The sequence below is a fragment of the Mesorhizobium sp. C277A genome, assembly GCF_040324395.1.
GTDB lineage: Bacteria > Pseudomonadota > Alphaproteobacteria > Rhizobiales > Rhizobiaceae > Mesorhizobium.
Window position 1 is genome coordinate 4139581 of the sequence record NZ_JAMYVW010000002.1, and the last position, 17274, is coordinate 4156854.

Here is a 17274-nt window from a genome sequence, read left to right on the forward strand (position 1 = left end):
CGAGCCACTCAGCCGCCGCCGAGAATATCCAGGATTGAGGTTTTCCGCTTCTTGGTCGGGCCGCCGACGCTGCCCGGCGGTACCGGATGCTTGATCGAGGCCGTGGTGCCGCCGTCGCCCGGCATGTTGAAACCGTCGGCATCGACGGTTTCGGCCGGACGGCGGACCGGTGCTTGTGCGGGTACAGCAGCAGGTGCCGGTGCGGCAGCAGGCTCAGAACGGCTGACGGCCACGGCAGGCAACGGCGCCGCCTGATTGTTATCGACTGACGGAATATCGTCGGGCACGATGGTGTCGGGCGGCGTCGACTTCCAGGTGCCGGGCAGCGGCCGGACCGGCACACCTTCATGCGCGGCCACCATGAACTCGTGCCAGGCCTGTGCCGGCAGCGCGCCACCGGTGACCTTCTTCATCGGCGTGCCGTCATCGTTGCCGAACCACACGCCGGTGGTGAGGTTTGCGGTGTAACCGACGAACCAGGCGTCGCGCGAATTCTGGCTGGTTCCGGTCTTGCCGGCAGACGGCCAGGCGAAGGCCGCCTTCTTCGCCGTGCCGATCTCGACCGTGCCGGTCATCATCGAGTTCATCATGCCGACAATGTTCGGCTTGACGACGCGCGGCGCGCTGCCGCCATTGTCGTCATAGAGCACCTTGCCTTCGGTCGTGGTGATGCGGCGGATGAAATGGATGTCGGGCTTGTAGCCGCCATTGGCGAACGGCACATAGGCCGATGTCAGCTCCAGCGGCGTCACTTCCGAGGTGCCGAGCGCGATCGAGGTGTTGGCGATCAGATCGGATTGGATGCCCATGCGATGCGCCGCCTCGACCACCGCGTCGGGGCCGACCTCCATGGTTAGCTGTGCCGCGACGGAATTCAGCGACTTCGCCAAAGCGGTCGCCAACGTCACCTTGCCGAAATACTTGCCGCCGTAATTGTCCGGTGTCCACTTGCCGATCTTGATCGGTGCGTCGTTGCGCACGCTGTCGGGCGTGCGACCAGCTTCCAGCGCGGCCATATAGACGAACGGCTTGAAGGCCGAGCCCGGTTGACGGCGTGCTTCGGAGGCGCGGTCGAACTGGCTGGTCGAATAGTCGTAGCCGCCGACCATGGCGCGCACGGCGCCGGAATTGTCGATCGAGACCAGCGCGCCCTGGCTGACATTGAGCTTCTTGCCGCTCTCGTCGATCAGCCGGCGGATCGACTCTTCGGCGAGCTTCTGCAGGTTGAGGTCGACGGTGGTGTCGACGACGATGTCGCTGCGCACGTCGCCGATCAAATCGGGCAGCTCTTCCATGATGGTGTCGGCGACGTAGTTTTCCGAACCGGTCCAGTAGGATGGCGCGCGCGTTGCCGGCGCGCTCATCGCCGAGGCCAGTTCCTTGGCGCTGATCTTGCCTTCGTCGCGCATGGCGGCGAGCACCAGCTGCGAACGCTCCTCCGCCGCCTTCGGATCCCGCGCCGGCGACAGTCGCGACGGCGCCTTCAAGAGGCCGGCGAGAAGGGCCGCCTCCGACAGAGTGACGTCGCGCGCGCTCTTGCCGAAATAGCGGCGCGAGGCCGCCTCGACGCCATAGGCGCCGGAGCCGAAATAGACCCGGTTGAGGTACATTTCGAGGATCTGGTCCTTGGTATGCTTGTGCTCCAGCCACAGCGCCAGCAGCACTTCCTGCACCTTGCGCTCCAGCGTGCGGTCGGGCTTCAGGAACAGGTTCTTGGCCAGTTGCTGGGTCAGCGTCGAGCCGCCCTGCGAGAAACGCCGGCCCAGAACATTGGTCACCATGGCGCGTGACAGGCCGATCGGGTCGATGCCGAAATGCGAATAGAAGCGGCGGTCCTCGATGGCGATGACGGCTTCCGGAATGTAGGGCGACATTTCGTGCAGGCCGACCGCCTCGCCGCCGCTCATGCCGCGGTTGGCAAGCAGTTGCCCGTCGACCGAGACGATCTTGATGTTGGGCGCACGGTCGGGGATCGACCAGGTGGTCGCCGCCGGCATCTTGGCGCCGTAATAGACGACGATGCCGGCCACCGCGATGCCGCCCCAGATGCAGAGCACGAAGCACCAGTAGAACATCCGGGCCATCACGCCGAACAGCCCGCGCCGGGGTTTGCCGCGCTTGCCGCGTGACGATGATTTTGCCTTGGAGGTTTTGCGCGCCGAAGATGATTTGCGATTGGCCGGCACGACCCGATCCTCCTCGTTCACCGAAAAACCGGCCGCGGATTTCGCCTTTGGCGATCCCTCGAAGCTGGGTTCGACGCGACTGTCTCTGCGGTTCGCCATGCGTTGCGCTGTCTTCCCGGTATCAATGGCGCTCGGGTTGGAGGGTAGATGCGGCGGTTTAAGGGCGCGTTAAAGCAGGGTTTATGCACCCTTCTGAAATTCCTTAAGAATTTCTAAAATCCGCTGCCGCTGGCTAACAGGCGTCGGCAACGCGGTACTTTGGCGGGTGCCCGAGATCACTGTTCAAACAGTTTGACGGATCTTGTCTCGCAACGCGGCGGCGACAAAGGCCGATCGGGTGACCCCCAACCGATTGGCTGTTTCGTCAGCCTCGGCGAGCAAACCGGCATCCAACGAGATATTGGCCCGGGCCGGACGGCCGGCATCTCGGATCAAGGGCACGGACATCAAGATAGCGCCAGCGGCGAGCGCTGCTCGAACCTCAGCATCTTCTAAAAGCGCCTCGACTTTGCGAGGAGTGGGGATTTTACGGCCGTCCGCGATTTCTTCAGCCACCCATTCGGCCAACGCGGCCATAGCGTCCTTTACAGCCTCGTCCCGGCTTTCCGACTGCGCGACGCAGCCAGGAGCATCGGGAAACGAGACGCCGACAAAGCCGTCGGCAGCATCCACGAGTGCGACATAGCGAGACATATCTAACAGCTTTCCTTATTCCGACTTTATGTCCATTAGGCTTCGGAACGCGATGAGGTCGGTTTATTCCCAGCCTGCCGCCTTGGCTATAGACCGAGCTACCAACGGCGTCAGAGTCTTGTGGCGAGGAACCATGATCGTCGGCATGCCGTCTTTTTTGTACTTGTCATGCTTCGTGCCGCCGACGTTCTTCCAGCCTTCCCTCTCGAGCCGGGCCTTGACTTTGGCGGTGTTGGTTTCGTTCATTTCTCGGCTCAAATCTATGTGCAAATTTTTGCACATAGTGGAAACGAAAGTCAATCACGATGTGCAAATATTTGCACAAGGAAACTCCCAATCGCCGTAAAATGCCTGGATGACAAATCAGCGCCACCCGCAGGCGGACATCATCAATTCTGCTGGATCGAAATGCCTTTGTCGTCGATCTTCAGCTCCACGCCCTTTGGCTTGGTCTGCTCGTGATAGACATAGATACCTAGCGCAATGACCACGACCAAGAGCGCGCCGATGAGGAGATAGAGGGTGTTCTGTTTCATGGCGCGCTCCGTTTCGTATCGAGCGTCACGCTCGCTTCAAGACCTTGACCAGCACCAGCAGGATGACAGCGCCGATCGTGGCGTTGATGATGGCAGCCAGAATGCCGCCGCCGATTGCGAAGCCCAGCCTTGGAAACAGCCAGCCGGCGATCAGGGCGCCGATAATGCCGACGACGATGTTGCCGATGAGGCCGAAGCCGAAGCCCGAGACGATGAGGCCGGCGAGCCAGCCGGCAATGGCGCCGATTATGATGAAGATGAGAAGGCTTTCGATGCCCATGACGCGTTCCTCCAGGAAGAGAGGCTACGGAGCGGAAGGCCCCGAATCGGCCTCGATATCAACGACTTCAGGCTATGCGAAAGCAGTTGCACCCGCCAGCGGCGCTCATTGATCGTCGTCATCGTCGCTGGAGACTGGCCGCCAGCTGGTCGGGTCGACCTTTTTCTGGGTATCGCTGTCGGTGTAGACCCACCAGGCGCCGTCGCGATATTGCCCGACGGATTCGCTGACGACGCCGGCGCCGTCCTTCCACAGAACAGTGACCTTGGATCCATCCGTCGGGGCGGTCGCTATCGGTTTGCGGTCTGCCACGTCATCCCCCTCATTGAGTCGACAGAACGCCACGACGCGTGTCTGGTTGCAAGGCTGCCGGAAGCGTTATCCGAAGGCCATCAGCTGTGGGCAAAAATATCCTCTTCGTCCCAACCCATCAAATCGAGCTTGGCACGCGTCGGCAGGAAGCGGAAGCAGGCGTCGGCTTCCTTGGTGCGCCCGTCCCGCGCCAGGCGTCCAGCCAGCACCTCGCGCAGACGGTGCAGATAGAGAACGTCGGAAGCGGCATATTCGAGCTGTTCGGGCGACAGGGTCTCGGCCGCCCAGTCCGACGATTGCTGCGCCTTCGACAGGCCGACGCCAAGCAGTTCGAAGCAGATGTCCTTCAAGCCGTGCCGGTCGGTATAGGTGCGGGTCAGCCGCGAGGCGATCTTGGTGCAGAACACCGGCTCCGGCATGACGCCGAAGGCATTGTACAGCACGGCGAGGTCGAAACGGCCGTAGTGGAACAGTTTCGATATGCCGCGGTTGCGGAGCAGGCTGACGAGGTTCGGCGCTTTCTTCTGGCCGGGCGCGATCTGGATCACGTCGGCCGAGCCATCGCCGGGCGAGATCTGCACCACGCAAAGCCGGTCGCGGTGCGGGTTCAACCCCAGCGTCTCGGTATCGATGGCCACCGCGTCGACATTGTAGTGGGCGAGGTCGGGCAGATCGTTCTTGTGGAAGCGGATGTCGGGCATAGTTGTCTCCGGATCGCGGCGTAACTCGTCCTCGCCGCGATCCGCTGAAAAATCAACAAGAAAACTTCCCAGCCTCCTCAGCGCGTCAGCGCATCGAGAATGCGCGCCCAGGAGCGCTGGCCCTTGTGGAAGGAGGTCAGCTCGTATTTCTCGTTGGGCGAGTGGATGCGGTCGTCGTCGAGCCCGAACCCGACCAGCAGCGATTCCATGCCGAGATAGGTCTGAAAGTCGCCGACCACCGGAATGGAACCACCACCGCCCGTGGTCACAGCGGGCTTCGGCCATTCATCCGACAGCGCATTCTTGGCCTTGGCCAGGAATGGCGAGTCGTAGGAAAGCTGAATTGCCGGCCCGCCGCCATGCGGGTGGAATTCGACCGAACAGTCCCCGGGAATGCGCGCCTCGACGAATTTCCGGAAAGCGGCGCGGATCTTCTCGGGGTCCTGCTTGTGGACGAGGCGGAAGGAGATTTTCGACGACGCTTCCGCCGCGATCACCGTCTTGAACCCCTTGCCGGTATAGCCGCCGATGATGCCGTTGAACTCGGCCGTCGGCCGCGCCCAGGTCAGTTCCATCACCGAGCGGCCTTTTTCGCCCGACGGGATCGAGAGGCCGATCGGTCCGAGGAAGGTTTCGGCGGTCTCGCCCAGAGTTTCCCATGATTTCAGGATCTGCGACGGCGTTTCCTCAACCCCGTCATAGAAGCCGGGAATGGTGATGTGGCCGTTCTCGTCATGGATGTCGGCGAGGATTTTCGCCAGGATGCGGATCGGGTTGGCGGCGGCGCCGCCATAGAGGCCCGAATGCAGGTCGCGATCGGCAGCCTTGACCGTGACCTCCTCGCCGACCATTCCGCGCAACGAAACGCAGATCGACGGCGTTTCGCGGTCCCACATGCCGGTGTCGCAGACCAGAGCGAAATCGGCCTTGAGCTCATCGGCATTGGCCTCGAGGAACGGCTTGAGCGACGGCGAACCGGACTCCTCCTCGCCCTCGAACAGGATGGTGATGCGGCAGGGCAGATTGCCATGCACCTGCTTCCAGGCGCGGCAGGCCTCGACGAAGGTCATCAGCTGCCCCTTGTCGTCGGCCGAGCCACGGCCGGTGATTACCTTGTGACCGGGCTCGATCTCCTTGACCGCCGGCGCAAACGGGTCGTTCTCCCAAAGCTCGATCGGATCGACCGGCTGCACGTCGTAATGGCCGTAAAACAGCACATGCGGCGAACCGGCGGGGCCTTCATGGTGCGCAACCACCATCGGGTGTCCCGGCGTGTCGCGCACCGAAGCGTCGAAGCCGATCAGCTTGAGGTCCGCCACCAGCCATTCGGCGGCCTTGCGGCAGTCGGCGGCATAGTGGGAATCGGTCGAGATCGACTTGATGCGGAGCAGGCCGAACAGGCGCTCCAGGCTCTGGTAGAGATTTTTGTCGAGACGGTCGAGGACGGAGGAAATGGTGGACATTACTGCGGGCCTTTCTTTTCGGTGCCGGGACCGTAAAGGCAGCGCATCAAAACGAAAAGCCCGCGATCGTTGGACCACGGACCGTAAACACTTGTCAGAAGGCAAAAAAGAACCGCCGGGGTGGAGGGGAACCACGGCGGTCTTTTACTCGAAACGATGCGGCAGCCCGGAGAGGGGGGATAGGCTGCCGCAATTGTCCGGGATAGGCGGGGGACGGGCCTTGCTCCGGACTCGGCGAAAACTGCCGATGACCTTTATTTGTGTCTCGGATCGTGGCGTTTCAAGGGCACAAAAATTACACTTTTGTAACATAGCCGTGAGCGCCGAGGCAAACAGCAGCAGGACCTATCGGCAGGCAGGCTCTGTCAGCATGTCGCCGCAACACCTGTTGGAAGCCCGCCTTTGCCATGGACCGCGCCGTCCTGCCGCGCTATCCCTGCCGGCATGAAAAAAGGCGACCATCTCTTCCTTATCGACGGCTCCGGCTACATCTTTCGCGCCTATCATGCGCTGCCGCCGCTGACCCGCAAATCCGATGGGCTGCCGGTCGGCGCGGTCTCCGGCTTCTGCAACATGTTGTGGAAGCTGATGCAGGACGCCCGCAACACCGATGTAGGCATCGTGCCGACGCATTTAGCGGTCATTTTCGATTATTCGTCGAAAACCTTCCGCAATGATCTTTACCCGGAATACAAGGCCAACCGCAACGCACCGCCCGAAGACCTGATCCCGCAATTCGGTCTGATCCGCCAGGCAACCGTGGCCTTCAACCTGCCTTGCATCGAGATCGAAGGCTACGAGGCCGACGACCTCATCGCCACTTATGCCAGGCTGGCGTGCGAGGCCGGCGGCGACACCACTATCATCTCCTCTGACAAGGATCTGATGCAGCTGGTCGGACCCACGGTCGGCATGTACGACCCGATGAAGGACCGCCAGATCGGCATCCCCGAAGTCATCGAGAAATGGGGCGTGCCGCCGGAAAAGATGATAGACCTGCAGGCGCTGACCGGCGACTCCGTCGACAATGTGCCGGGCGTACCCGGCATCGGGCCGAAAACGGCGGCGCAGCTTCTGGAACAGTTCGGCGACCTTGACGGGCTGCTCGCCCGGGCCAGCGAGATCAAGCAGGACAAGAGGCGCGAATCCATCATCGCCAATGCCGACAAGGCGCGCATATCGCGCCAGCTGGTGACGCTGAAGAACGACGTGCCGGTGACCGACGGGCTCGACGATTTCGTGCTGCATGCGCCGGATGGGCCGAAGCTGATCGGCTTTCTCAAAACCATGGAATTCACCTCGCTGACCCGCCGTGTGGCCGAGGCGACCAGCACCGAAGCCGGCGATGTGCAGGCTGTCGCCGTCACCGTCGAGCGCGCCGACACCGCGCACGGCCCCGATGTCGGCTCCGGCACACCGGTGCCTGCGGCAACACAGGATGAAGCCAAATCCGAAACCGCAAGGGCCGGGGACGCGCCTTCGCTGCTTGCCGCACTTCGCCTGGAAACGGCCGCTGCGGCCAAAATCGATCCCGCCGCCTATGTCGCCATCCGCGACACGGCGACGCTCAAGACCTGGCTGGCCCAAGCCAAGGAGACCGGCATCGTCGCCTTCGACACCGAAACCACGTCTTCCGATCCGATGCTGGCCGACCTCATCGGTTTCTCTCTGGCGATCGGCCCCGGCCGCGCCGCCTATGTGCCGCTCGCCCACAAGAGCGGCGCCGGCGACCTGCTCGGCGGCGGCACGCTGGAGAACCAGATTCCGGTCCGCGAGGCGCTGGCGCTGCTGAAGCCGCTGCTGGAAGACAAATCGGTGCTCAAGATCGCCCAGGACGCCAAATACGACATCGTCGTCATGAGCCGCCACGGCATCGATATCGCACCCTTCGACGACACGATGTTGATTTCCTATGTGCTCGACGCCGGCACCGGCCACCACACTTTGTCCTCGCTCGCCGACAAATGGCTCGGCCATGCCACGACGCCGCTCAAGGATCTCGCCGGTTCCGGCAGAAGCTCGGTCGGCTTCGACCAGGTCGACATCGACCGGGCGACCGCCTACGCCGCCGGCCATGCCGACGTGGCGCTGCGGCTGTGGCAGGTGCTGAAGCCCCGACTTGCCGCCAAGGGCCTGGTCTCGGTCTATGAGCGGCTGGAGCGGCCGCTGGTGCCGGTGCTGGCGCGGATGGAGCAGCGCGGCATCTCGGTCGACCGCCAGATCCTGTCGCGGCTCTCCGGCGAGCTGGCGCAAGGCGCCGCACGCCTGGAAGAGGAAATCTACGGCCTTGTCGGCGAGCGCATCAACATCGGGTCGCCAAAGCAGCTGGGCGACATCCTGTTCGGCCGCATGGGCCTGCCCGGCGGCTCCAAGACCAAGACCGGGCAATGGTCGACCTCCGCGCAGCTTCTGGAAGACCTCGCCGCCGAAGGCCACGAACTGCCGCGCAAGATCGTCGACTGGCGTCAGCTGACCAAGCTGAAATCGACCTACACCGACGCGCTGCCCGGCTTCATCCATCCCGACACCAGGCGCGTGCACACATCGTATGCGCTGGCCGCAACGACGACGGGCCGGCTGTCCTCCTCCGATCCCAATCTGCAGAACATCCCGGTGCGCACCGCGGAGGGACGCAAGATCAGGACGGCCTTCATCGCCGACAAGGGCCAGAAACTGGTCTCGGCCGACTACAGCCAGATCGAACTGCGCGTGCTTGCCCACGTCGCCGAGATCCCGCAGTTGAAGCAGGCCTTCGCCGATGGCGCCGACATCCACGCCATCACCGCCTCGGAAATGTTCAACGTGCCGGTCGAAGGCATGCCTTCCGAAGTGCGCCGCCGCGCCAAGGCAATCAATTTCGGCATCATCTACGGCATCTCGGCCTTTGGGCTGGCCAACCAGCTGTCGATCCCGCGCGAGGAGGCCGGCGCCTACATCAAGAAATACTTCGAGCGTTTCCCCGGCATCCGCGACTATATCGAGGCAACAAAAGCCTATGCCCGCGAGCATGGCTTCGTCGAAACCATCTTCGGCCGCCGCATCCACTATCCTGAGATCCGGTCGTCAAACCCGTCGATCCGTGCCTTCAACGAGCGCGCCTCGATCAACGCCAGGCTGCAAGGCACCGCTGCCGATATCATCCGCCGCGCCATGGTGCATATGGACGAGGCGCTGGAAAAGGCCGGCCTGTCCGCCCGCATGCTCTTGCAGGTGCATGACGAACTGATCTTCGAGACGGTTGAAGCGGAAGTCGAGGCGACGATCCCCGTGGTGCGCAGGGTGATGGAGAACGCGCCGATGCCGGCCATCTCGATGTCGGTGCCGCTGCATGTCGATGCCCGCGCAGCGAACAACTGGGACGAGGCGCATTGAAGGTGCGATGATTGTCTTTGTCACCGGAGACCTGCTGGCCGCCCAGGAAAGCTATATCGCTCAAGGCGTGGCAGAGGGCAATCAAGAGGGCCTTGGCACCGGACTTGCGCTGAAGATTTCGAAAAAGTGGCCGAATGTGCAGGCTGCGTTCAAGAAATATGCTCGGACCGGCAGGTTTATTGGGGGTCATATCTGGACATTGGAGCCAGACGGCAATCAGCCGGGCTTCATTTATCTGGCAACCCAGCCAGATATGTATCACGCCACGCTTCCCTATTTACGGAAAGCAGTTCGCGGGCTTGTGAAATGGGCCGACAAAAACCGGGTAGAATCCATCGCCTTGCCAAAAATCGGGTCTGGGCTTGGCAAATTATCTTGGCTCGACGAGGTGAAACCCCTGCTTATGGAGCAGCTAACACCTGGGCCTACGCGGTACGTCATCTATGAGACATTCTTGAACGAATTCGAGAATAGCGCACCGCCTCGGCTCAAGTAGGAAGCAAGCTAAGCCGCCTCAGCCAGGCACTTGGCACACGTCCCTCGAAACTCGATCACCGCCTTCTTCGCAGCAAACCCGGTCGAGCGCACCCATTCGTCCAGCCGATGGTCGACGTCATGGTCGGACATCTCCATCACCTGCCCGCATGTGTCGCAGATAGCGAAGGCTGTCATCGAATGCGTATGGTCGTGCGGTTCGGCGCAGGCGACGAAGGAGTTGAGGCTTTCCAACCGGTGCACGAAGCCTGACTTCACCAGGCTGTCGAGCGCCCGGTAAACCTGTAGCGGCGCGCGGAAACCGCGCTCGCGCAGCTGGTCGAGAAGCGTATAGGCGCTGAGCGGTCCGCTGGCGGCCTCGAGCTTTTCGAGTACGCTCAGCTGATTCTTCGTCAGCACATCCCTTGCCGCCATGATCCCGTTTTCCGATCGTTTAGAGCATGATGCCGAAAAGTGTGGAGCGGTTCTCGGACGACATCACGTTCCATCTGTTTGATCCAGCGCCGCTCGCAAATCATTTCTGCCATGCGACGGTCTCAATTCCCTTGAGATAGCGACGAAGCAGGCTTTTTGCCACTGTTTCCGTTATCGCCATCGACACCATGACCACCACCGCCGATTGACGGCACCGACCACATTCAAAATACTGACAAAATTCGCGACGAAAGGTGCCGCACTTGCAAATTCGATCGGGCTTGGGGAAGCAATTATGATCAAACTGACACGACGGACGCTGCTCGTCGGCACGTCGGCGCTTGTGGCTGCCGGTACGGTTTCGTTCCGCGCTCTCGCCGCCTCGCGCACCTATCACGCGCTGCTGGTTGCCTGCACCGACTATCCGAACCTGCCGCAGAAGAACTGGCTGATCGGGCCGAAGAACGATGCCGGCCTGGTGCGCGACTATCTCCTGAAGAACACGCCCGATCCGGTGAAGTTCTCGGCCGAGAACGTGATCCTGCTCGCCAAGGACGTCGAAGGCGCCAACGGCCCGCCGACGCATGCGGCGATCAAGGCCGCCCTTGCCGACCTCGCCGGCAAGGTGCAACGCGACGATTTCGTCTATCTGCATCTGTCGGGCCACGGCGCCCAGCAGCCGCAGGCCAAGGCCGGCGACGAGACCGACGGCCTCGACGAGATTTTCCTGCCCTCCGATATCGACAAATGGATCAACCGCGAAGAGGGCGTGCCGAACGCGCTGGTCGACAACGAAGTCGGCGCCGCACTCGACGCCATCCGCGACAAGGGCGCCTTTGTCTGGGTGGTGTTCGACTGCTGCCATTCCGGCACCGCGACGCGCGCCGCGGAAGTCGATGACGAACTGGAGCGCAAGGTCGAGTTCGCCGACCTCGTCGGCGGCGACGACGCGGCGAGAGCAGCCGCGGTGAAGGCCTATGACGACATCTCGGCAAGCGCATCGCGCGGTTTCGACGAGAATGGCGGCCGCAAGCCGGCCTTCAACCTGACGCCGACCGGCGCAGAGCCGATCGCCCGGGGCAAGCTGGTCGCCTTCTATGCCGCGCAGACGGTCGAGACGACGCCGGAAATGCCGCTGCCCAAGGGCACGCCCGACGCGCCGCGCTTCGGCCTGTTCACCTTCACCATCCTGTCGAAATTGGCCGAGAACCCCAACGTCACCTATCGCCAGCTCGGCCAGGCCGTGCTGCAGCAATATTCGGCCGACGGCCGCACAAGGCCGACGCCCCTGTTCGAGGGCGAACTGGACGCCCGCGTGTTCGGCACCGACAAGACCGACGCCGTCATGCAATGGCCGATTGCCGTCAAGGACGGCGATGTCGCGATCGGCGCCGGGCTGCTGCAGGGTCTGACCCCCGGCAGCAAGCTCGCCATTTTGCCTTCGGCGCTGTCGAAGCTCTCCGACGCCGTCGGCTATCTCGAAGTGAAATCGGCAAAAAACCTCGAAAGCCAGCTCGCACCGGTCGAATTCGACGGCAAGCCGGCGCTTGCGCCGACGGCGGTGCCCGCCGGCGCCTATGCGCGCGTTGCCGAACTCGCAGTCGACTACAAGCTGCTGGTGGCAAAGCCGGCGCCGACCGCAGGGCTCGAAAAAGAAACCGGGCTGGTCAATTCGGTTCTGGACGAAATGGTGGCGAAGCCGAAGTCCGGCTTCCACATCGCGCTGGTCGAGCCCGGCAAGAGCGCCGATCTGCGGCTTGCGGTGCTGCGCGAAAAATCCATGGACGGCGCTGCCGCCAACGCCAGCGACGAACCGGCGCTGTGGTTCCTGCCGGCGTCCGGCGACATCAGCTTGAAGGACGGCAGCAAGCCGCCGCGCGTCGTCATCCATCAGGATGGCCGCGACAAGCTTGCGGAAAACACAGCCAAGACCCTGACCACGATCTTCCGCGCCACCGGCCTGTCGCGGCTCGCCGCGGCGTCCGACTACCGGCCGGACGAGGTCAGCGTCCAGTTCCTGATCAAGCGCCAGGACAGCGATGCGCTGGAGCCGATCGAATCGTCAACGGTGCCGCGCGTTTCGCCGGGCGATCAGGTACACATTGCGGCCAAGAACGGGTCCGACGAGTTCGTCGACATCAACGTGCTATATATCGGCAGCGACTATTCGATCACCCACATCGTCGCCGAGCGGCTGGCCCCGATCAATCAGCAGGCCGATCAGGGCCTGAAGGAAGGGCTGCTCGCCTTCACCGACACCAGCTTCGGCATGGAGCGAATGATTGCCGTGCTGACCGAGGCGCCGCCGCAAAGCGAGAAAGAGGATCTGAGCTTTCTTGCCCAGGAAGGCGTGCGCGCCGTGACGCGTGCCGCATCGGGAACGCCTGGTTTTTCCGACATGCTGGCCGACATCGGCATGGCGCCGGCGACGCGCTCGGTGATGCGGCTTGCCGACGAGAGCGGTCCCAAAGGCGCGGTGATGATCTTCCCGATGGAGACGGTGCCCCGCGCCTGACCTGACATCGCTTCGCCGGCTCTTGCCGGCGTGATATATGAACATTCCCGGCTCGCGACACTTCTATGCGCCGCGGCTGGATGCAACAGATGAGGACATCAGTGACTATCCCCGTGCTCTCCTGGCGTGCAGCGACGGTCGGCCTTGCCGGCAGCCTGTTGCTGGTTGCCAGCGCCTCGGCGGACGAGAATTGCGGCCTGTGCGCCAAGCAGATCGTCACAAATTCCGAGCTCGCCACCTGCTTTCTCGACCAGTACGACCAGATCGCCAAGACCGGCAACACGGCCGTTGTCGTCGATCTCTCCAGCTGCGCCTCGCGCGGCGTGGTCGAGCCCTTGCCGTCACCCAGCAACGCGGCTGCCGAACCGGACGTGCAGTTCATGATTTCGCGCACGCAGCTCGATTGCCTGAAAAAGAAGCTAGAGACACCCGGCATCGTGCTCGATCCCACCGCCATTATCCAACTGGACAGCTGCGGATGAAAAAGCCGGGGGGCACTGCAACGCAGAAATCGCCGGTCACATCGGCGCCGGCACCGGCCAAGAAGCCGGCGACCTTGCCCGAAACCACCGAAGGCTTTCCGTGGCCGAGCAGTCACGAGATCAAGAAGGAAGCCAACCCGTTCACCGACCGCGACTGGCGCATGCTGATCTACGCCTGGTCGGGTCTCGCCGTGCGCCTGGCGATCATCTTCACCCTGGGCTTCTCGGTCTTCCAGTTTCTGGCAAACCAGGAACAGAAGCGCGTCGAGCAGACGATGTCGCTGGTCGAGCTCTGGGAAAGCAAGGATTTTCAGCAGGCGCAACGCGCGCTCAAGGAGCGCCTGTCGGCACTCAACGCCAAATACGACAATCTGCTCAGCGCCACGCCGTCGCCGACCGAGGAACAAGTGTTTCGGCAACGCATCGGGATCGAGGCGATGACTGCCGGCGGCGGCACCATGCCGATCGCCGACTTCAACGACAATTTCGATCGCATCGTCTATTTCCTCAATCGTCTCTCGATCTGCGTCGAGGGCAAGCTCTGTTCGCGCGATGTCGCCGATGCCTATTTCCGCGACTATGCGGTGTCGTTCTGGAGCTATTTTGCCGGCTACATCGAAAAAGAACGCAAGGCCGGTTCCGCAAATTATGCCCAGGCGATCGAGAATTATGTGCGCCACGGGTCGCCGCCGCCCGCTGACTCCAAATAGCGGCGCACGAAGGTGCCGGGCAACTCCCATCCCTTGCGTGCTTTCCGGTTGCTGATCATGCTCGGTCTTCTGGCGCTGGCGTCGGTCGCCCGTGCCGAAGATCTCGACTTCCATCTCGATCTCAACACCGGTGGGCACAGCGCCAGGGTCACCGACCTTGCCTTCACGCCGAACGGCGAGGAACTGGTCTCCGCGTCTGACGACAAGACCATCCGCATCTGGGACTGGCAGAGCGGGCTGACGCTGCGCACCATCCGCGGCTATCTCGGCAACGGCAATGACGGCAAGGTCTTTGCGATTGCCGTGTCGCCGGATGGCAAGACGATCGCCGCCGGCGGTTATTTCGGCGCCGGCATCGGCGACAAGCCACCCTATGGCGATGTCAGGCTGTTCGATTTCGCCACCGGCAAGATCAAGGCCGTGCTCAAGGCCGCCGACTTTGCGGTCTATGATGTCGCCTTTGCGCCGGACGGAAACATGCTCGCCGCCGGTGGTGGCGATGGCTTCGTCTACCTCTGGCGGGCGGATGGCAAATCCACATCCGGCTGGACGCTGGCGGCAAAACTCGATGCCGATTCCTGGCGTGTGGAAAAGCTGGCTTTCGCTGCCGCGGGAACCCGGCTGGCAGCGACGACCACCGACAATGGCATAAGGCTCTGGGACGTCGCCAAGTCAGAGGAAATCGCTTTGCCAGCCGAGGCCGAGCCACTGCGTGATGTCGGCGTCGCCGCCCTCGCCGTCTCGCAGGATGGCAAGCTTTTCGCCACCGGCAGCAAGGACGGCGACGTCCAGCTCTGGCAGGCCGGCGACGGCAAGCTCGTCCGTGCCATGCCCAAGCAGGATTTCCAGATCGGTGCGCTAAGTTTTGCAGCCGGATCGCGGCTTGTCGCGTCCTGCAGCTATCGCTGCGCCGACAAGCACCGCTCGGTGGTCTGGAATACCGAAAGCGGCGAGCAGGTGCTCGACTACAACGGCCATGACGGCACGGTGTTTGCCAGTGCCAGCTATGCTGACGGTTCGCTGGTGGCGACAGCCGGTGGCACCCGCAACGCCATCCAGGTCTGGGACCCCCTGACCGGCGAGCGCAAGGCGCTGCTGCAAGGCGTCGGCGAACCGGTGACGGCGATCGGCATCGATGCGGCGAGCGGCTCCGTAGCATGGGGCAATGCCAATCCCTGCCCCGAACGCGTGTCCTGTCCCGAACTTCTGGGCACGTTGGACAAGACCCTGGCGCTACCCACGGCCGAGCGATTCTTCGAGGATCCGGAAGCGTTGGTGAAACAGGGCGCCTACGCCCGCGCCATACTGGCCGACAGTCAATGGTCGCTTCGTGCTGTCCCCGGTGGCAAGGATGGCCTGGAGAATGCCGTGCTGGAAATCTCGAGCAACGGCAAGCTGGTGCACAGCATCGAGAATGCCGCCACCAATGGCTTCGTCCATTCGGCCTATACGCTGATCGGCAGCGGCCTTGGCCTGATCACCGGCGGCAGCGACGGCACGCTGCTGGAGTATAAAACCGCGACCGCCGAGGTATCGGGCGAATTCACCGGCCACACCGGCGAGATCAACGCTGTTGCCGCCTCCGCAAAGGAAGGACTGCTGGTCACCGGCAGCGCCGACCAGACCTTGCGGCTGTGGAATTTGAAGAGCCACAAACTGATCGTATCGATGTTCTTCGCCGGCTCCGAATGGATCGCCTGGATGCCGCAGGGCTATTATTATTCCTCTGCTGATGGCGACAAGCTGATCGGCTGGCACGTCAATCAGGGCCGTGATCATGAGGGGCGCTTCATCAGCGCCGGCCAGCTGAAAAAGTATCTCTGGAGCCCGGAGATGGTGCGCCGGGCCATTGTCCTGCGCAGCGCCGAGCAGGCGGTCCAGGAAATGCGTCCGGGCGTCGACCGCGAACTGGAAAAGCTGCTTCAGCGCAAGCCGCCTGAATTCGGCATCAAGCTTGCCGACGACCAGAGCAATGTCCGCGAGGGCTATGTCGCCGTCGAGATCACTGGCGCTAAGGAAGCCGGCGCCGATGTCGCCGGGTTCTCGATCCTGTCGAACAGCCGCAATGTCGGCGATGTCACGGCACGCTCGGCTGACGGTGGCAAGAGCACGATCGTCGAGGTGCCGGTCGAGAATGGCGAGAACACCATCCGCATCACCGGCACCAATGAATTCGGCTATCTGACCGAGCGCAGCGTTACCGCGCTGGCCAGGAAAACCGAGAAGCCTGCCAACAAGGGCAAGCTCTACGTCGCCGTGATCGGCGTCGACAAATATCCCTTCCTGACCGATGCCTGCGCCGGCCGCGCCTGCGATCTGCGCTACCCCGTCGACGACGCAACCGAATTCCTCAAGGTGATCTCGCAGAAATCCGCGCCCTTGTTCTCGGCGATGGAGACGCTGGTTCTGGTCAACCGCGAAGCACTCGACGAGGCGCCCGACGCCGGCAAGGACGTGTTCAAGGTCGCCAGCGCCGACAGCATCCTGGAGCCGGATTCCGACACCATCGACGACCAGCTGGCCGATTTCCTCGACAGACCCGGCGAGAACGACACCACCATCATCTTCGTCGCTGGCCACGGTATCAACATCGACGAAGACTATTATTTCATTCCCACCGACGGCCGCAAACAGGATGCCGACCGCTGGAAACGCTCCTCGCTTGTCGATTGGGGCGACATCCAGAAATCGGTCGAGCGGGCCAAGGGCATGCGCTTCATGCTGCTCGACACATGCCATGCCGCCAACGCCTTCAACCCGCGCCTGGAAAAGGATGCACAGGACGCGCGCATCGTCGTGTTCTCGGCCACCGCCGCCAACAACACCGCCGCCGAGCTGCCCGAACTCGGCCATGGCGTCTTCACCTATTCGATCCTCGAAGGCCTGCGCGGCCGAGCCAAGACTTCCGACAGCGGCGTGACGCTGTTCGGCCTCGCCGATTACATTTCGCGCGAAGTGATGCGGCTGACCGCGTCGAAGCAGAAGCCGTTCTATTATGTCGGCGGCGTGGAGAACATTGTGCTGGCAGAGCCGTGACGAGGCCAAGTCTGCGCCCAGGCACCCCCCTCTGTCCTGCCGGACATCTCCCCCTCAAGGGGGGAGATTGGCAGCTTCT

General features: G+C 62.7%; 15 protein-coding genes. 6 read left to right on the forward strand and 9 right to left on the reverse strand.

The window, feature by feature from the left end; genetic code table 11:
• Positions 1-8: 8 nt before the first annotated feature.
• From NKK52_RS20430 to NKK52_RS20465, 8 genes are all read right to left on the reverse strand, one after another.
• Positions 9-2285, reverse strand: a complete 2277-nt coding sequence (locus NKK52_RS20430; RefSeq protein ID WP_023669778.1) for a transglycosylase domain-containing protein — start codon at positions 2283-2285, stop codon at positions 9-11.
• A gap of 183 nt (positions 2286-2468) precedes the next feature.
• A complete protein-coding gene (locus tag NKK52_RS20435) occupies positions 2469-2879 on the reverse strand; it encodes a type II toxin-antitoxin system HicB family antitoxin (protein WP_023669779.1) in 411 nt (136 codons plus the stop codon).
• Between the two features lie 63 nt (positions 2880-2942).
• Positions 2943-3125, reverse strand: coding sequence for a type II toxin-antitoxin system HicA family toxin (locus NKK52_RS20440; protein WP_023669780.1), 183 nt, complete (start codon positions 3123-3125; stop codon positions 2943-2945).
• Between the two features lie 143 nt (positions 3126-3268).
• A complete protein-coding gene (locus tag NKK52_RS20445; RefSeq protein WP_023683048.1) occupies positions 3269-3415 on the reverse strand; it encodes a hypothetical protein in 147 nt (48 codons plus the stop codon).
• Positions 3416-3440: 25 nt separating this feature from the next.
• Complete coding sequence (locus NKK52_RS20450; RefSeq protein WP_023683047.1) at positions 3441-3695, reverse strand: GlsB/YeaQ/YmgE family stress response membrane protein; 255 nt, start codon at positions 3693-3695, stop codon at positions 3441-3443.
• A 105-nt stretch (positions 3696-3800) separates the two neighbouring features.
• Positions 3801-4007 carry a hypothetical protein gene (locus NKK52_RS20455; RefSeq protein ID WP_023683046.1) on the reverse strand — a complete coding sequence of 69 codons (207 nt, stop codon included), beginning with the start codon at positions 4005-4007 and terminating at the stop codon, positions 3801-3803.
• Between the two features lie 80 nt (positions 4008-4087).
• A complete protein-coding gene (locus NKK52_RS20460; RefSeq protein WP_023698188.1) occupies positions 4088-4708 on the reverse strand; it encodes a ribonuclease D in 621 nt (206 codons plus the stop codon).
• 77 nt (positions 4709-4785) lie between these two features.
• Positions 4786-6171: a M20/M25/M40 family metallo-hydrolase gene (locus NKK52_RS20465; protein ID WP_023683044.1), complete on the reverse strand. Its 1386-nt coding sequence runs from the start codon at positions 6169-6171 to the stop codon at positions 4786-4788.
• Positions 6172-6615: 444 nt separating this feature from the next.
• On the opposite strand from NKK52_RS20465, the gene polA reads away from it, so the two are divergent.
• Complete coding sequence (gene polA, locus NKK52_RS20470; RefSeq protein WP_023683043.1) at positions 6616-9543, forward strand: DNA polymerase I; 2928 nt, start codon at positions 6616-6618, stop codon at positions 9541-9543.
• 7 nt (positions 9544-9550) lie between these two features.
• Positions 9551-10039: a macro domain-containing protein gene (locus NKK52_RS20475; RefSeq protein WP_023683042.1), complete on the forward strand. Its 489-nt coding sequence runs from the start codon at positions 9551-9553 to the stop codon at positions 10037-10039.
• Positions 10040-10047: 8 nt separating this feature from the next.
• Here NKK52_RS20475 and NKK52_RS20480 read toward each other — a convergent pair whose 3' ends face one another.
• Positions 10048-10452: a Fur family transcriptional regulator gene (locus NKK52_RS20480; RefSeq protein WP_023669789.1), complete on the reverse strand. Its 405-nt coding sequence runs from the start codon at positions 10450-10452 to the stop codon at positions 10048-10050.
• Positions 10453-10747: 295 nt separating this feature from the next.
• Here NKK52_RS20480 and NKK52_RS20485 point away from each other — a divergent pair, with 295 nt between their 5' ends.
• From NKK52_RS20485 to NKK52_RS20500, 4 genes are all read left to right on the forward strand, one after another.
• Positions 10748-12967, forward strand: a complete 2220-nt coding sequence (locus tag NKK52_RS20485; RefSeq protein ID WP_023683041.1) for a caspase family protein — start codon at positions 10748-10750, stop codon at positions 12965-12967.
• A gap of 89 nt (positions 12968-13056) precedes the next feature.
• Positions 13057-13449, forward strand: coding sequence for a hypothetical protein (locus NKK52_RS20490; protein ID WP_031203957.1), 393 nt, complete (start codon positions 13057-13059; stop codon positions 13447-13449).
• Positions 13446-14159: a DUF4760 domain-containing protein gene (locus NKK52_RS20495; RefSeq protein ID WP_023683039.1), complete on the forward strand. Its 714-nt coding sequence runs from the start codon at positions 13446-13448 to the stop codon at positions 14157-14159. Before NKK52_RS20490 ends, NKK52_RS20495 begins: the two co-directional genes overlap by 4 nt.
• Before the next feature lie 57 nt (positions 14160-14216).
• Positions 14217-17195 carry a caspase family protein gene (locus tag NKK52_RS20500; RefSeq protein WP_050591970.1) on the forward strand — a complete coding sequence of 993 codons (2979 nt, stop codon included), beginning with the start codon at positions 14217-14219 and terminating at the stop codon, positions 17193-17195.
• The last annotated feature ends 79 nt before the right edge of the window (positions 17196-17274 follow it).

What these genes read in the sequence shown, in the direction of transcription:
- NKK52_RS20430 (WP_023669778.1), bottom strand. Translation starts at nt 2,285, where the DNA reads ATGGCGAACCGCAGAGACAGTCGCGTCGAACCCAGCTTCGAGGGATCG.
- NKK52_RS20435 (WP_023669779.1), bottom strand. Translation starts at nt 2,879, where the DNA reads ATGTCTCGCTATGTCGCACTCGTGGATGCTGCCGACGGCTTTGTCGGC.
- NKK52_RS20440 (WP_023669780.1), bottom strand. Translation starts at nt 3,125, where the DNA reads ATGAACGAAACCAACACCGCCAAAGTCAAGGCCCGGCTCGAGAGGGAA.
- NKK52_RS20445 (WP_023683048.1), bottom strand. Translation starts at nt 3,415, where the DNA reads ATGAAACAGAACACCCTCTATCTCCTCATCGGCGCGCTCTTGGTCGTG.
- NKK52_RS20450 (WP_023683047.1), bottom strand. Translation starts at nt 3,695, where the DNA reads ATGGGCATCGAAAGCCTTCTCATCTTCATCATAATCGGCGCCATTGCC.
- NKK52_RS20460 (WP_023698188.1), bottom strand. Translation starts at nt 4,708, where the DNA reads ATGCCCGACATCCGCTTCCACAAGAACGATCTGCCCGACCTCGCCCAC.
- NKK52_RS20465 (WP_023683044.1), bottom strand. Translation starts at nt 6,171, where the DNA reads ATGTCCACCATTTCCTCCGTCCTCGACCGTCTCGACAAAAATCTCTAC.
- polA (WP_023683043.1), top strand. Translation starts at nt 6,616, where the DNA reads ATGAAAAAAGGCGACCATCTCTTCCTTATCGACGGCTCCGGCTACATC.
- NKK52_RS20475 (WP_023683042.1), top strand. Translation starts at nt 9,551, where the DNA reads ATGATTGTCTTTGTCACCGGAGACCTGCTGGCCGCCCAGGAAAGCTAT.
- NKK52_RS20480 (WP_023669789.1), bottom strand. Translation starts at nt 10,452, where the DNA reads ATGGCGGCAAGGGATGTGCTGACGAAGAATCAGCTGAGCGTACTCGAA.
- NKK52_RS20485 (WP_023683041.1), top strand. Translation starts at nt 10,748, where the DNA reads ATGATCAAACTGACACGACGGACGCTGCTCGTCGGCACGTCGGCGCTT.
- NKK52_RS20490 (WP_031203957.1), top strand. Translation starts at nt 13,057, where the DNA reads ATGAGGACATCAGTGACTATCCCCGTGCTCTCCTGGCGTGCAGCGACG.
- NKK52_RS20495 (WP_023683039.1), top strand. Translation starts at nt 13,446, where the DNA reads ATGAAAAAGCCGGGGGGCACTGCAACGCAGAAATCGCCGGTCACATCG.
- NKK52_RS20500 (WP_050591970.1), top strand. Translation starts at nt 14,217, where the DNA reads ATGCTCGGTCTTCTGGCGCTGGCGTCGGTCGCCCGTGCCGAAGATCTC.